This window comes from Rhizobium sp. CF080, assembly GCF_000282095.2.
Classification (GTDB): Bacteria; Pseudomonadota; Alphaproteobacteria; order Rhizobiales; family Rhizobiaceae; genus Neorhizobium.
The window spans coordinates 90,289-103,551 of record NZ_AKKC02000001.1 but is presented as its reverse complement, the minus strand read 5'-3'; the positions used below and the strand labels follow the sequence as shown (position 1 = coordinate 103,551).

The 13,263-nt window shown below is 61.9% G+C and carries 15 protein-coding genes; 5 read left to right on the top strand and 10 right to left on the bottom strand.

From position 1 onward, the window contains the following. Window positions 1-71: 71 nt before the first annotated feature. The 4 genes from PMI07_RS00535 (at window position 72) to PMI07_RS00520 (ending at window position 3,455) form a co-directional block, all read left to right on the top strand. The gene (locus PMI07_RS00535; RefSeq protein WP_024163436.1) at window positions 72-1,067 is read left to right on the top strand and encodes a DUF4424 domain-containing protein; all 996 of its coding nucleotides are present in this window, start codon (window positions 72-74) and stop codon (window positions 1,065-1,067) included. 117 nt (window positions 1,068-1,184) lie between these two features. Next, a complete protein-coding gene (locus PMI07_RS00530; protein WP_007764269.1) occupies window positions 1,185-1,778 on the top strand; it encodes a cytochrome b in 594 nt (197 codons plus the stop codon). Next, complete coding sequence (locus PMI07_RS00525; RefSeq protein ID WP_024163435.1) at window positions 1,775-2,362, top strand: YceI family protein; 588 nt, start codon at window positions 1,775-1,777, stop codon at window positions 2,360-2,362. Before PMI07_RS00530 ends, PMI07_RS00525 begins: the two co-directional genes overlap by 4 nt. A gap of 319 nt (window positions 2,363-2,681) precedes the next feature. Next, the gene (locus tag PMI07_RS00520) at window positions 2,682-3,455 is read left to right on the top strand and encodes a 2OG-Fe(II) oxygenase (RefSeq protein WP_197032453.1); all 774 of its coding nucleotides are present in this window, start codon (window positions 2,682-2,684) and stop codon (window positions 3,453-3,455) included. 24 nt (window positions 3,456-3,479) lie between these two features. On the opposite strand, the gene dxs is transcribed toward PMI07_RS00520, so the two are convergent. The 9 genes from dxs to PMI07_RS00475 all read right to left on the bottom strand — a co-directional run bounded on the left by dxs (window position 3,480) and on the right by PMI07_RS00475 (window position 12,119). Beyond that, a complete protein-coding gene (gene dxs, locus PMI07_RS00515; RefSeq protein ID WP_007757509.1) occupies window positions 3,480-5,399 on the bottom strand; it encodes a 1-deoxy-D-xylulose-5-phosphate synthase in 1,920 nt (639 codons plus the stop codon). 101 nt (window positions 5,400-5,500) lie between these two features. Next, the gene (locus PMI07_RS00510; RefSeq protein WP_007757508.1) at window positions 5,501-6,424 is read right to left on the bottom strand and encodes a pirin family protein; all 924 of its coding nucleotides are present in this window, start codon (window positions 6,422-6,424) and stop codon (window positions 5,501-5,503) included. Between the two features lie 9 nt (window positions 6,425-6,433). Continuing rightward, complete coding sequence (locus tag PMI07_RS00505; protein WP_007757506.1) at window positions 6,434-6,769, bottom strand: HepT-like ribonuclease domain-containing protein; 336 nt, start codon at window positions 6,767-6,769, stop codon at window positions 6,434-6,436. A 16-nt stretch (window positions 6,770-6,785) separates the two neighbouring features. Further along, window positions 6,786-7,097 (bottom strand): nucleotidyltransferase domain-containing protein, encoded by a 312-nt coding sequence (locus PMI07_RS00500; RefSeq protein ID WP_007757500.1) that lies wholly within the window; start codon window positions 7,095-7,097, stop codon window positions 6,786-6,788. 40 nt (window positions 7,098-7,137) lie between these two features. Next, a complete protein-coding gene (locus PMI07_RS00495) occupies window positions 7,138-7,497 on the bottom strand; it encodes a DUF1850 domain-containing protein (protein ID WP_007757499.1) in 360 nt (119 codons plus the stop codon). Between the two features lie 10 nt (window positions 7,498-7,507). Beyond that, window positions 7,508-9,619, bottom strand: a complete 2,112-nt coding sequence (locus PMI07_RS00490; RefSeq protein WP_007757498.1) for a TRAP transporter permease — start codon at window positions 9,617-9,619, stop codon at window positions 7,508-7,510. Between the two features lie 213 nt (window positions 9,620-9,832). Next, complete coding sequence (locus tag PMI07_RS00485; protein ID WP_197032456.1) at window positions 9,833-10,768, bottom strand: TAXI family TRAP transporter solute-binding subunit; 936 nt, start codon at window positions 10,766-10,768, stop codon at window positions 9,833-9,835. Between the two features lie 160 nt (window positions 10,769-10,928). After that, entirely contained in the window at window positions 10,929-11,183 is a 255-nt protein-coding gene (locus PMI07_RS00480; RefSeq protein ID WP_007757495.1) for an exodeoxyribonuclease VII small subunit, read from the bottom strand. 3 nt (window positions 11,184-11,186) lie between these two features. Further along, window positions 11,187-12,119, bottom strand: a complete 933-nt coding sequence (locus tag PMI07_RS00475; protein ID WP_007757489.1) for a histone deacetylase family protein — start codon at window positions 12,117-12,119, stop codon at window positions 11,187-11,189. A gap of 146 nt (window positions 12,120-12,265) precedes the next feature. On the opposite strand from PMI07_RS00475, the gene PMI07_RS00470 reads away from it, so the two are divergent. Further along, window positions 12,266-12,664 carry a thioesterase family protein gene (locus tag PMI07_RS00470; protein ID WP_007757488.1) on the top strand — a complete coding sequence of 133 codons (399 nt, stop codon included), beginning with the start codon at window positions 12,266-12,268 and terminating at the stop codon, window positions 12,662-12,664. 14 nt (window positions 12,665-12,678) lie between these two features. Here PMI07_RS00470 and PMI07_RS00465 read toward each other — a convergent pair whose 3' ends face one another. Beyond that, entirely contained in the window at window positions 12,679-13,242 is a 564-nt protein-coding gene (locus tag PMI07_RS00465) for a biotin transporter BioY (RefSeq protein WP_007757487.1), read from the bottom strand. Window positions 13,243-13,263 lie beyond the last annotated feature (21 nt).

Below are 13,263 nucleotides of genomic sequence, written 5' to 3'. Positions count from 1 at the left end.
GTTGCAGAGCCCGCCTTTTCCGCTGCGCTGATCCCGTCTATCCTCGCGCCATCACGGGAAGAGGAACTGACATGCGGTCGAGAATGCTGATCTGCGGATTGCTGGCCTTCGCGCCCCCGGCAATCGCCAACGATTCCATGGCGGAGCTGAAGACGGGCGGGCTGATCTACGTCCAGACCTCCGATGTCACGATGGCGGAGGAGCAGCTCTACATTTCCCGTGAGGAAGTGCTGGTCGACTACGTCTTCAAGAACACCAGCGACAAGGATGTCGAAAGCGTCATCGCTTTCCCGATGCCGGATATCACCGGCAGCATGGACAGCAATATCGCGCTCGACGAAACCGACAGCGACAACTTCCTCGGCTTCTCGGTCGTGCAGGACAGCCGGCAGATCAAGCCGGAACTGCAGCAGCGGGTGCTGGCGGCCGGCATCGACCGCACCGACGAACTCCTGGCGCGCAACATTCCGCTCCTGCCCTATAGCGACAGGACGCTCGCCGCACTCAAGGCCCTGCCCGAAGACGTAAAGACCGCCTGGATCGCGGAAGGCCTCGTGTTCATCAACCGATACGACGCCGGCAAAGGCTGGCAGGAGGATCTGACGCCGGCCTGGACGCTGCGCTCGGTCTATTGGTGGAAGACGAAATTCCCGGCCGGCAAACCCGTCCGCGTCAGCCATCGCTACAAGCCGAGCGTCGGCGGCACGGTTGCCATGACCTTCATCGACCAGGGCAAGCCGGCGACGAATTACAAGGAATACGCCGACCGCTACTGCATCGACGCCGCCTTTATGAAGACCGCCGCAAAGCTCGAAGCGGCCGCCGGCAAAAGCGGCCCGAACTATACGGAGCAATGGGTGTCGTACATCCTCACCACCGGCGCCAATTGGGGCGGTTCGATCGGCAAGTTCAAGCTGACGATCGACAAGGGCAGGGCGCAGGACTATGTCAGCTTCTGCGGCAGCGGCGTGAAGAAGATCGGCCCGACGACCTTCGAGATGACCGCCGACGATTTCTATCCTGAAAAGGATCTGAATATCCTGTTCCTGACGGCCGCCGACCAGTAACGGCGGCTCAAATCCGAATTCAATAATATTGAAAGAAACGTGATCGTGCTGGCGCTTGTCGGCAGGGTCCAAAAGCACGATGTTTCCACTTGTGGTGAAGAGTTCCGGAAACATCCCATGCCGCGTCGCCCTGCCGATGGTTATGATCCCATCGCGATCGTTCTGCACTGGCTGATCGCGACGTTGATTGTCGGCCTGCTGGTTCTCGGCTTCGTCATGACCCGGCAATCCATCGATCCCGCGCTGCAGTTCTCGCTCTTCCAGTGGCACAAGTCCTTCGGCATGCTTGCGCTGCTTCTGGCCGCCGTGAGGCTCATTCATTCGCTGACCGTCATGCGGGTGACGCCCGTGGAGGGCCTGAGTGCTCTGGAACGTCTTTCGGCGGATGCGGTGCACTACCTGCTCATGATCCTGGCGGTGGTGGTGCCGGTGGCCGGCTGGATGATCGCTTCCGTATCGCCGCTCGAAATCCCCACCTTCGCGTTCAACCTCGTCGTCATTCCGCATCTTCCGGTGCCGAAGTCGGATGCCGCCGAGGCCTTGTGGACGACCATCCATGCGGTTCTCGCCTATTCCACGCTCGCACTCGTCCTTCTGCACTCGGGCGCAGCCCTCTACCACCATTACGTCAGGCACGACGACGCGCTCACCCGCATGCTCGGCAACCGGCACCGCGCGGTGAAAACGTCAATCGAGGAGCAGGGACCATGACCCGCAGGACAACCGTCATCGCAGCGATGCTGCTCACCATGTCGCTTCCCCAGGCCGGCTTCTCGGCGGTGAAGGTTCCGAGCCTCGCCGAGGCGGCGGGCCGTTATGCCATCACGCCCGGTTCCCGCATCGCGTTTGCGGTGGATCAGGTCGGCGGCGGTGGCATCAAGGGCAAGTTCGGCAGGTTTTCCGGCACGTTCAACCTCAAGGCCGGCGATCTCGCCCATTCCGTGGTGAACTTCGATCTGAAGCCCGAAAGCGTCAGCACCGGCCAGGACCGCATCGACGCCTTTCTGCGCTCCGGCGCCGTCTTCGATTCCGGTCATTTCGAGACGATCTCGTTCCGCTCGGAACGGGTGGAGCAGACCGGGCCGGACAGCGCCCGCATCACCGGCACGCTGACCGCCAAGGGGCATAGCTCGCCCGAAATTTTCGATGTGAAACTCACCTCCTGGAGCGGCCGTACCATCGGCTTCAGCGTCAGCGGCAAGATCTTCCGTTCACGCTACGCCATGGATGTCGGCACGCCGATCTATTCCAATGTCGTGCAGTTCGACATGATGATCGAGGGCGAGCGGAACTAGGACCGCGCCTTCAACCGGCGGTATTACTTCATTCGAGGTAGGCGTATACTGCTTCGGAGCCTCCCTCCTGACAAAGGTTGCCACGCGGCGGGATGCTGTCACTGAAGCGGGTTGATTTTAAAGCGTGAATTAAAGCGAGCGGATCGGTTTGGAATCCCTCTAACAACTAACGCTTTCGAAGTATGGGCTTTTGCCATGCTTGCGCCATCGAAAAATTATGACACTCTGACCGAAGTATAAGTTGGGGGGTGTGATGACGCAGTTAGTATATCCAATTGATGCGAATACTCTTCTTGCAGATGTTGATGCTGCACGCGCGATGGCCAGAAATTATGCTGAAGCTTACCAGTCGGCTTCGCCCTATCCGCATATCTGCATCGACAATTTCCTGCCCGAGCAGGTTCTGGAAAACGTCCTGACCGACCTCAGGAACCGCCCCGAAAAGGAGACGAGTTTTGCGAGGGCTCAGGAGAACAAGAAGGTCTCGTATGTTCCCGAGCGCCTTCCGACCTACACCAAGAACCTGTTCTACGCGCTGAATTCACGTCCCTTCATCCTGTTCCTGGAGGAGATGACCGGCATTGAAGGATTGATCCCCGACCCGTTCTTCTTCGGCGCCGGCGTGCACGAGACTGCGACCGGCGGGCATCTCGATATCCACGCGGACTTCAACGTGCATTCCAAGATGAAGGTCGAGCGCCGGCTCAACACGCTGATCTATCTCAACAAGGACTGGCGGGAGGAGTGGGGCGGCTCGTTCGAGATCTGGGACAAGGAGATGAAGGGCAAGGTGCACAGCTTCACGCCGCTGTTCAACCGCATGGTCACCTTCTCGACGACTTCGGATTCCTTCCACGGCAATCCCAGCGTCGTAAACCATCCCGAAGGCAGGTCGAGGGATTCGATCGCGCTCTATTATTACACGGCGACCTGGGACGATTCACGCAAGTCGCATTCGACACTCTTCAAGCCTCGGCCAAATTCCACCGACAAGAAGGACTACGCCGAAAGACGGCGTGATGTCCTGCGGGATTTCACGCCGCCGATGCTCTATCGCAAGATCATCGGCCCCTTGAGCCGTCTCGGATTCTAGTCCGTAAGACCCTGGCGGTCAGGCTCAGCCGGCAAAACCGATGCCGATCTGGGTCTGGCCGAGTGTCTTGAATACGGTCGAGACGATGCCGGCCCGGTCGAGGCCGGCCTTGGCATACATGGCATCCGGGCTCGCCTGCTGCATCCAGATATCCGGCAGCACCAGCGAGCGGATCTTCAGGCCGTTGTCGAGCAGGCCTTCGGTCGCGAGGAACTGCAGCACGTGGCTGCCGAAGCCGCCGACCGCACCTTCCTCGATAGTGATCAGCACTTCATGATGGCGGGCGAGCTGGCGGATCAGCTCCTGGTCCAGCGGTTTGGCGAAGCGGGCATCCGCAACCGTCGTTGAAAGACCGGCGGCATCGAGGTCTTCTGCTGCAAGCAGACATTCTTTGAGGCGGGTGCCGAAGGAGAGCAGCGCCACCTTGGCGCCCTGCTTGACGACCCGGCCCTTGCCGATTTCGAGGATCTGACCACGTTCCGGCAGTTCGACGCCGACACCTTCGCCGCGCGGATAACGGAAGGAAATCGGGCCTTCGTCATAGGCGGCGGCCGTGCGCACCATATGCTTCAGTTCCGCCTCGTCGGCGGCGGCCATCACCACCATGCCCGGCAGGGTGGCGAGAAAGGTCGTATCGAACGATCCCGCATGGGTCGGTCCGTCGGCGCCGACGAGACCGGCGCGGTCGATCGGGAAGCGGACCGGCAGTCCCTGGATCGCCACGTCGTGGACGACCTGGTCGTAGCCGCGCTGCAGGAAGGTCGAATAAAGCGCGCAGAACGGCTTGTAACCCTCCGCCGCAAGGCCCGCCGCAAACGTCACCGCATGCTGTTCGGCAATGCCGACATCGAAGGTGCGGGCCGGGAAGACGTCCGCCAGCTTGTCGATGCCCGTGCCATTCGGCATCGCGGCTGTGACGCCAACGATCTTCTCGTCGAGTGATGCTTCCTGCACCAGCGCTTCGCCGAAGACGCTCGTATAGCTTGGCGCATTCGGCTTCGATTTCGCCTGCGCGCCGGTGATGACGTCGAACTTGTTGACGCCGTGATATTTGTCGGCGGCGGCTTCCGCCGGCGCATACCCCTTGCCCTTCTGCGTCACCACGTGGATCAGCACTGGGCCGCGGGCGTTGTCGCGCACATTGCGCAGCACCGGCAGGAGATGGTCGAAGGAATGACCGTCGATCGGGCCGATATGGTAGAAACCCATTTCCTCGAACATCGTGCCGCCGGTGACGTAGCCACGCGCATGCTCGACGGCGCGGGTAATCGCCCGGTCGACATTCTTGCCGAGATAGGCGGTCAGCTTCTTGCCGAGATCGCGAAAGCCCATATAGGTGCGGCCGGAGGCGAGGCGCGCCAGATAAGCGCTCATCGCGCCGGTCGGCGGGGCGATCGACATGTCGTTGTCGTTGAGGATGACGATCAGCCGGGCATCGAGCGCGCCGGCATTGTTGAGCGCCTCATAGGCCATGCCGGCCGACATCGCGCCGTCGCCGATGACCGCGATCACATTGCGCTTCGAGCCGGAAAGGTCAGCCGCGACAGCCATGCCGAGGCCGGCCGAAATCGAGGTGGAGGAGTGCGCGGCGCCGAACGGATCGTATTCGCTCTCGGCTCGGCGGGTGAAGCCGGAAAGCCCGTCCTCCTGGCGCAGCGTGCGGATGCGATCACGCCGGCCGGTCAGGATCTTGTGCGGATAACACTGGTGGCCGACGTCGAAGATCAGCCGATCGTCCGGCGTGTTGAACACCTTGTGGATGGCGATCGTCAGTTCCACGACGCCGAGGCCGGCGCCGAGATGGCCGCCGGTCCGCGACACCGCATCAATCATCTCGTCGCGCAATTCGCGGGCAAGCTGCGTCAGATCGCGATCTTCGATCTCGCGAAGATCGGCAGGAAGCTTGACCTTGTCGAGCAAGGGCGTGGCGGGGATTGATGTCACGGATGGTGGCCTTTTCTGCTCTTTTCCGGAAGCGTATTCCTCCCCAACATGAGAAGAAAACAGGCTTTTTCAAGTTGCATGACCTCGGGTTCTACCCGATTTCAGGCGGTGGGCAAGGGGACAAACTCCTCCTCGTCCCCAGGCACGATGTCGAAACGGCCTGTGCGCCACTCCTCTTTCGCCTTTTCGATCCGCTCCTTGGAAGAGGAAACGAAGTTCCACCAGATGTAACGTTTGGAGTTCAGCGCCGCCCCGCCGAACAGCATCATGTGACAGCCCGCCGCACCGGCTTCGAGCGTGATATCGTCGCCCGGCCGGAAGACGAGAAGCTGGTCGGCCGCAAACCGGTCGCCCGCCACCACGAGCTCACCGGAGAGAATGTAGATCGCCCGCTCCTCATGCGCCGCCGCGAACGGGAAGCGCTTGCCCGCTTCGAGGCGCAGATCGACATAGAGCGTGTCGGCAAAGGTCGAGACCGGCGAGCCGAGGCCTTCGAAAGCGCCGATCACCACCCGGCCGTTCGCCCCGTCGGCATCGATGACCGGCATGTTTTCCTTGCCCGTATGGGAGAAGGCCGGATCGATCTCCTCCTTGTCGTCCGGCAGGGCCAGCCAGGTCTGCAGGCCGGAGACTGACATCGGATGGCCGCGCAGGTTTTCAGGCGTGCGCTCCGAATGCACGATGCCGCGGCCGGCGGTCATCAGGTTGATGTCGCCCGGCCGGATCACCAGTTCGGTGCCGAGACTGTCGCGATGCTTGATCTCGCCGTCGAACAGGTAGGTGACGGTGGAAAGCCCGATATGCGGATGCGGCTTGACGTCGAGCGCCTCGTCGGCGCGCAACAGCGCCGGTCCCATCCGGTCGAAGAAGATAAACGGCCCCACCAATCTTCTCTGCCGGCTCGGCAAAGCGCGCCGCACGGAAAACCCGCCGATATCGCTGGTGCGCGGAATGATCAGGTTCTCGATCGCATCACAGGCGAAGGCATCGCCCGCGGCCGGGTCGGTTCCTGGGAAGAAGGACATGGGTACTCGCTACAGTGTTTCCTGTTCGTCCGGATACTGCGTCAAGAATGTTTCGAGTTCAATGAGGAGGGGCGGGAGGTGGCGGGTAATGATCGCCCATGTGGCTTCATCGAGGATATCCTCATATTCGTGACGCAGAATATTCCCGAAATTGCGCATGCCTCGCCAATCGTGGGATGGAAAGAGCTCTTCAGCAGTCGGACCAAGTTTGACCGCAGCTTCCGAAATTCGCGCGAGGCAGCGCTCGGATGCGTCCCGGATCAATCTTTGCTTCAAGAATCCTTCAAAACCGAGACCACGTGTATATTCCAGAATAGCGCGGCCATTCTCGACGATATCACGCATACGGGTGAGCGGCCTTTTAGTAGGCAAAAGCGCGATCCCGTTCTACTTCTCGCGACAACCGCTCTTTGCGTATCGGCTCAGCCACGATGTCGACCTGAGGGGCCCCCGTAATATGTGCGATTAAGGTCCTCAGGTCCTCGACCGCGCTGAAATAGCCGAAGCCCGACTGGACCACCGGCTCTGCAAACTTGACGAGAACGTCGAGGTCTGAACCTTCCTGGTTATCGCCCCTGGCCACTGAGCCAAAGATCGACACATGCTCCGCACCCGCGGCGCGCAGCTCGTCCTCATGCTCCCTCAGCTTGGCGATGACCAGATCCTTGTCCATGCGGACAATATAGTGGAATCGTCGGATTTGGTCGAGAGCCTCAGGGACACCCGCTCAGGCTCACCTCATCCCCCGCCACTGCTCCAAGCTCGAGACAGCCACCCGCATGACACAGTTTCCACCCGCTCGGCGTCACTCCGGAAGCTGCCAGCGAAAGACGTTTCTGTGGCGGCAGTTTCGGCGCCCAAACCCACCAGCCATCCTTCAGCACCGCATCCGCCCCGGGCTCCATGCCCGCGCCGGAACCTTTGACCTCTGCTTGCCGCAGCTCCAGCCCGGCCGGCGTCACGGCCCAGGTCTCACGCCATTCCGTCTTCTGCACGGAATGGGTCCAGGAAAGTGTGAACACCGAGACAGCGAGTACCGTCACCTTGCCGCCCGCCAGGATGCAGAGGCTCATCGCTCTGACCTCAAGGCGTCGCGACCGCCGGCGGTGAGATTTTACGTGTCCTCCACCAGTGCCAGCCGATCCAGAGAATGGTGATCACCCAGCCGATCTCGTCGGTCCAGGGGAGCGCCAGCACCAGCAGCACGCCGGCCGTGAAGGCGAGCACCCGCTCCCAGATGGCAAGCCGCGCGAACAGGAAGCCGACGACCGCCGCCCCCCAGAGCACGATGCCGAAGCAGGCCTTGACGAAGACGTAAGTGACCTCGCCCCAATAACCGACATAGGCCGAGAGCGGGCCGGGATCCTGCAGCATCAGCGCCGGCGTATAGACGGCCATGAACGGCACGACGTACCCGGCGATCGCCAGTTTGGTCGCCTCCCAGCCGATCTTCTGCCCCGAGACTTTCGCCATCGGTGCGGCGGCGAAGGCGGCAAGCGCCACCGGCGGCGTGAGGTCCGCCATGATGCCGAAATAGAAGACGAACATGTGGCTGACGATCAGCGGCACGCCGAGTTCGAGCAGGGCAGGGCCGGCGAGCGACGAGGTGATGATGTAGTTGGGGATGGTCGGGATACCCATGCCGAGCACCAGGCAGGTGATCATCGTCAGGATCAGCGAGATGAACAGGTTGTCCCGGCCGATGTCGATGATCGTGCCGATCAGCGTCGAGGCGATGCCGGTCAAGGTCAGCGTGCCGATGACGATGCCGACGATGGCGCAGGCAATGCCGACCGGCAGTGCGTTCTTGGCGCCTTCGGCAAGCGAATCGACGCAGATCATCAGCGTCTCGCGGCCACCCTTGAAGAAGAAGCAGGCGACGATCAACGCGCACAGCAGCAGAGCGAGGAAGGTGACGCCGAATTCGAAGAAGCTCGCCGATGCGACCCCGACCGCGATCCAGAACACGACGCGGAAGGCCGTCGGGCCGATCGACGCTGCGATCGGCGTCGACAGGATCAGCACCACGGTCAGCGCCAGACCCATCGTGCCCGCGAAGATCGGCGTATAACCGGCAAACAGCAGGTAGACGAGGGCGGCAAGCGGCAGGATCAGCGGCCAATGCTGCTTGATGGCGCCCCAGGCGCTCGGCAACTCGCTTGCGTTCATGCCGCGCAGGCCCGCCTTGCCCGCCTCCAGATGCACCTGCCAGAAACAGGCACCGAAATAGAGTACGGCCGGAATGAGCGCGGCCTTCACCACCTCGGCATAAGGAATGTTGAGCGTCTCGGCCATGATGAAGGCGACGGCCCCCATGACCGGCGGCATGATCTGTCCGCCCATCGACGAGGTCGCCTCGACACCGCCGGCAAAGGCGGACTTGAAGCCGAAGCGCTTCATCAGCGGGATGGTGAACTGGCCGGATGCCACGACGTTCGCGACCCCCGAGCCGGAGATCGTCCCCATCAGCGCCGAGGAGAGCACGCAGACCTGCGCCGGCCCGCCGCGCCAGTGGCCGACAAGCCCGAGCGCCACGTCGTTGAACAGCGCGATCATGCCCGCCCGTTCGAGGAAGGCGGCAAACACCACGAAGATGAAGATATAGGCCGCCGAGACATAGACCGGCGTCCCGTAGATGCCCTCGGTGCCATAGGCGAAATAGTCGATGATCTGGTCGAAGAAATAGCCGCGCGTCTGGAGCGCACCCGGTGCATACTGGCCGAAGAAACAGTAGGCGAGGAAGATCCCACACATGATCGTCAGCGGCAGGCCCATCAGCTGGCGGGCGCCCTCGAAGACGACGACGATCAGCACCACGCCGCAGATGATATCAGGCGTGGTCAGAAAGCCGCTGCGCAGCAGCAGTGGTGCATATTCAATCCAGTTGTAGAGCCCGGTCGCGAAACCCGCGAGGCCGAGGAACCAGAACCAGGTCTTTCCGGCTGGCGTCTTGGCGCGCAGTTGGGCGAGCAGGCCGAAACCGAGAAGCAGCAGGAAAGCGACATGCATCGCGCGGATCACCTGGCTCGGCAGGATGGCGTAAGCCGCGGTGATCAGCTGGAAGGCGGAAAAGGCGATTGCGATGGCAAAGGTGATCTTCGCCCCGATGCCTTCACCCCAGCCGGGCGGCAGGCCCTCGATCGGCTCTTCGGCGGTGTGCGGCGCCATCGGATGATGCATTGCGGTTTCGGACATGGATTTCTTTCGGGATTCAATTGCCGATTGGCTTGCTCCCTCTTCTCCCCAGCGGGGAGAAGTGCCGAGCGGACGCGAGGCGATGAGGGGGCTGAGGAGCGTAGCGACGAAGGCTCGAAGCGGAAGCGAAGAGCAAGAGTTTGGCTCCGCTCCCCCTCATCCGACCCTTCGGGCCACCTTCTCCCCGCTGGGGAGAAGGAAGGGCGCCATGCATTACTTCACCAACCCGACTTCCTTGTAATACCGCTCGGCGCCCGGATGCAGCGGCACGGGCATGCCTTCCAGCGCCTTCTTCACGTCGATCGCCTTGGCGGCTGCGTGGGCGGCGGAAAGCTTCGGCAGGTTGGAGAACAGCAGCTTGGTCATCTGGTAGACGGTTTCGTCCGAAACACCGGAATGGGTGATCAGGAAGTTGCCGACGGCTGCGGTCTCGACATCGGCGGTCTGGCCCTCATAGGTGCCGGCCGGGATTTTGACGGAGACATAGGGCGCCCCGATCTTCGCGACTTCGGCCGCCGGGATCGCCACGACGTTGATCTTCAGCGAGGTGGCAAGGTCGCGGATCGAGGCGACGCCGAGGCCGGCCGATTGCAGGGTCGCGTCGAGCTGGCGGTTCTTGATCAACTCGACGGATTCGGCGAACGGCAGGTATTCGGTCTTGCCGAGGTCCTTGTAGGAGAGCCCGGCAGCAGTGAAGATCGCCCGGGCATTGAGCTCGGTGCCGGAGGCGGGTGCACCGACCGACAGGCTCTTGCCCTTGAGATCAGCGAGCGTCTTCACGCCGGATTCGGCGCTTGCGACCACCTGGATATAGTTCGGATAGATGGCGGCGATGCCGCGCAGCTTGTCAAGCTTGGCGGGAAAGCCCGCCTCCTTGTTGCCCTTCCAGCCTTCCTGGACGGAATCGCCGAGCGAGAAGGCGATCTCGCCGCGCCCGGCCTGCAGCAGGTTCAGGTTCTCGACGGAGGCCTTGGTGGCCTGCACCTGTGTGCGGCTGTCCTTGATCCCCTGTCCGTAGATTTCGGCCAGTGCGACGCCGAGCGGGTAATATACGCCCGATGTGCCGCCGGTCAGCACGTTGATAAATTCCGCAGCCTTCGCCCCGGTGGCGGAAAACGCCGTCGAAACGGCAAGCGTCGCCGCGAACATGAGATTGATTTTGCTGGCCTTCACGCCGAAATTCATAATGGTCTCCTCCCAAAACAACCATAAGATGGAGGCCATCATGGGGAGGCACTTCCGGTGCGTCAATCGGTTTATGACGCATTCGTCGCGAAGGTCGTAAGACTTTGGTTTTAGTCGATGAAGTTCACTCGCCGTCGAGCGGTTCGACGCCCTGCGGCTTGCCGGCCCGGTCGAGGCGGATCTTTTCGATGCGGTTCTCGGCGGCCGTCAGCAGTTTCTCGCAGTGTTTCTTCAGCGCTTCGCCGCGTTCGTAGATGGCGATCGATTCGTCGAGCGCCACGTCGCCGCGTTCCAGCCGCGCCACGATGCTTTCCAGTTCGGCGACGGCCTTCTCGAAGGAATAGCCGCTCACATCGAGGGTCTCGGTGTTGTCGGTCATCGTCTATCCCTTCATCAGTCTGCAGATGTGCATGCCCGCCGATTCGGCGAGCCCTTCGAGATCATATCCGCCCTCGAGCAGGCTGACGATACGGTGGCCGGCATATTTGCCGGCGATCTCCATGACCCGGCCGGTTGCCCAGTCAAAATCGTCGCCGACGAGATTGATCTGCGCCAGCGGATCGCGATGATGCGCGTCGAAGCCGGCCGAGATGATGATGAAATCCGGCCGGAAATTGTCGAGTGCCGGCAGCACGCGGCTCTTGAAGGCCTCGCGAAAATATTCGCTGCCGGTATCGGGCGAAAGAGGCGCGTTAACGACATTGTTCTTGGTGCCGGTCTCATCCTTGGCGCCGGTGCCGGGATAAAGCGGCATCTGGTGCGTCGAGCAGAACAGCACCGACGGATCGTTCCAGAAGATGTCCTGCGTGCCGTTGCCGTGATGCACATCCCAATCGACGATCGCGACGCGTTCCATGCCGTATTTCCGTTGCGCGTGACGCGCGGCGATCGCGGCGTTGTTGAACAGGCAGAAACCCATCGCCTTGTCTTTTTCGGCGTGATGGCCGGGCGGTCTGGCCGCCACGAAGGCATTGTCGACCTTGCCGGTCGCCACGTCATCGACGGCCGCCATCGCGCCGCCGATCCCGGTCAGCGCGGCTTGAAAACTCTTCGGCCCCACATAAGTGTCCGCCTCGATCTGGCGGATCGTATCCTCTTCCGGGATTTCGCGCATGACGGCGCGCAGGTGCTCTTCCGGATGGGCGAGCAGAACCGCGTCCTCGTTCGCCTGCGGTGCGTCCTTGCGGTCGAGCCTGGCGAAATTCGGATGCTCGAGCGCGATCGCCAGCGACCGCAGCCGGTCGGCCCGTTCGGGATGTCCTTCGGGCGTGCTGTGTTCGAGGAAGATCTTGTGTTCGTAAAGGCGCGTGGTCATGCGGCGGCCTCGTGAGGGTCAGTCCGGTCTGGACCTCTCCGACATGGCGCAGAAAGCTGACTTTTTCAAGCCGCAACCCCTTGCTCTTGTGCTTGTTTAGCTTGAAAGAATGGTCTTACATGATTGGGTGCAACCCAGAGGGTATCGTGGCCAAAGAGTCAGTCAAGTCTCAGGAATTCCGGGTTCCTTTCCGCGATGTCGACATGAACGGAGAGATGTTCCGGGCATCCTATGTCGTGCGGGCGGAAGAAGCTGTCACGGAATTCTGGCGCCGCCGCAAGCCGCAGAAGGACGATCCGTTCCTCAGGATCGGCAAGATCACCTGCACGTTTCATTCGGCCTTGAAGCTCGGCGATATTGTTCACACGCATATCGGCGTGAGCAAGATCGGCGGAAAGTCCGCAGGCTTCCTGGTGCATATGCTGCGGGGCAATGAGGCTGTCGCGGAAGCGGAGATCGTCTGGATGACCTGCGACCCCGACAGCATGGAGCCGGTGCCGCTTCCCGAAGACCTGCGCGACTGGCTCTATCAGTTCCTGGATTGATCGGACGCCGTCGATCAGGCCCGTTGCGGCAGCAGCGGGTAACCGACCATTACGGCGCGGCCTGCAAGTGCCGAAATCATTGCCTTCAGCACATCGCCCGGTACGAAGGAGAGGTCGCCGATGAAGGCGGTCGAAAGCCCGGTGCCCGTGACATAGGCAAGGTAGAGGATGCCGAGCGCGTGATCGACAACCACGCCGCCGAGCAGGGCCGCGAGGAAAAAGCCGGTGATCTGCACGAGACCGCTCTGCGATCGATCGACGAACCGCTCGGAACAATAGCCGGTGACGACGGCCGCGAAGAACCAGCCGACAAGATAACCGGCGGTCGGCGAGGCAAAGGTGGCTAGGCCGCCGCGTCCGCCTGACAGCACCGGCAGGCCGATCGCGACAAGTAGCAGGACCAGAAGCACCGCGAAACCGCCGCGCTTGGCGCCGAGGATGACGCCTGCCAGCATGACGCCGAGCGACTGCGCCGTGATCGGCACCGGAATGAAGCCGAGCATGATCGGCGGCACGAGACCGAGCGCCACGATAATGGCGGCGAAAAGGGCGGCCAGTACGAGATCACGGGTGGTCATACTATGCGAATCCTTGAACCT

Excerpts from the sequence above, each read along its gene's own strand:
- PMI07_RS00505 (WP_007757506.1), bottom strand. The coding sequence starts at position 6,769 with ATGCGTGATATCGTCGAGAATGGCCGCGCTATTCTGGAATATACACGT.
- PMI07_RS00530 (WP_007764269.1), top strand. The coding sequence starts at position 1,185 with ATGCCGCGTCGCCCTGCCGATGGTTATGATCCCATCGCGATCGTTCTG.
- PMI07_RS00465 (WP_007757487.1), bottom strand. The coding sequence starts at position 13,242 with ATGACCACCCGTGATCTCGTACTGGCCGCCCTTTTCGCCGCCATTATC.
- PMI07_RS00485 (WP_197032456.1), bottom strand. The coding sequence starts at position 10,768 with ATGTTCGCGGCGACGCTTGCCGTTTCGACGGCGTTTTCCGCCACCGGG.
- PMI07_RS00525 (WP_024163435.1), top strand. The coding sequence starts at position 1,775 with ATGACCCGCAGGACAACCGTCATCGCAGCGATGCTGCTCACCATGTCG.
- PMI07_RS00500 (WP_007757500.1), bottom strand. The coding sequence starts at position 7,097 with ATGGACAAGGATCTGGTCATCGCCAAGCTGAGGGAGCATGAGGACGAG.
- PMI07_RS00490 (WP_007757498.1), bottom strand. The coding sequence starts at position 9,619 with ATGTCCGAAACCGCAATGCATCATCCGATGGCGCCGCACACCGCCGAA.
- PMI07_RS00520 (WP_197032453.1), top strand. The coding sequence starts at position 2,682 with ATGGCCAGAAATTATGCTGAAGCTTACCAGTCGGCTTCGCCCTATCCG.
- PMI07_RS00510 (WP_007757508.1), bottom strand. The coding sequence starts at position 6,424 with ATGTCCTTCTTCCCAGGAACCGACCCGGCCGCGGGCGATGCCTTCGCC.
- PMI07_RS00480 (WP_007757495.1), bottom strand. The coding sequence starts at position 11,183 with ATGACCGACAACACCGAGACCCTCGATGTGAGCGGCTATTCCTTCGAG.
- PMI07_RS00475 (WP_007757489.1), bottom strand. The coding sequence starts at position 12,119 with ATGACCACGCGCCTTTACGAACACAAGATCTTCCTCGAACACAGCACG.
- PMI07_RS00535 (WP_024163436.1), top strand. The coding sequence starts at position 72 with ATGCGGTCGAGAATGCTGATCTGCGGATTGCTGGCCTTCGCGCCCCCG.
- PMI07_RS00495 (WP_007757499.1), bottom strand. The coding sequence starts at position 7,497 with ATGAGCCTCTGCATCCTGGCGGGCGGCAAGGTGACGGTACTCGCTGTC.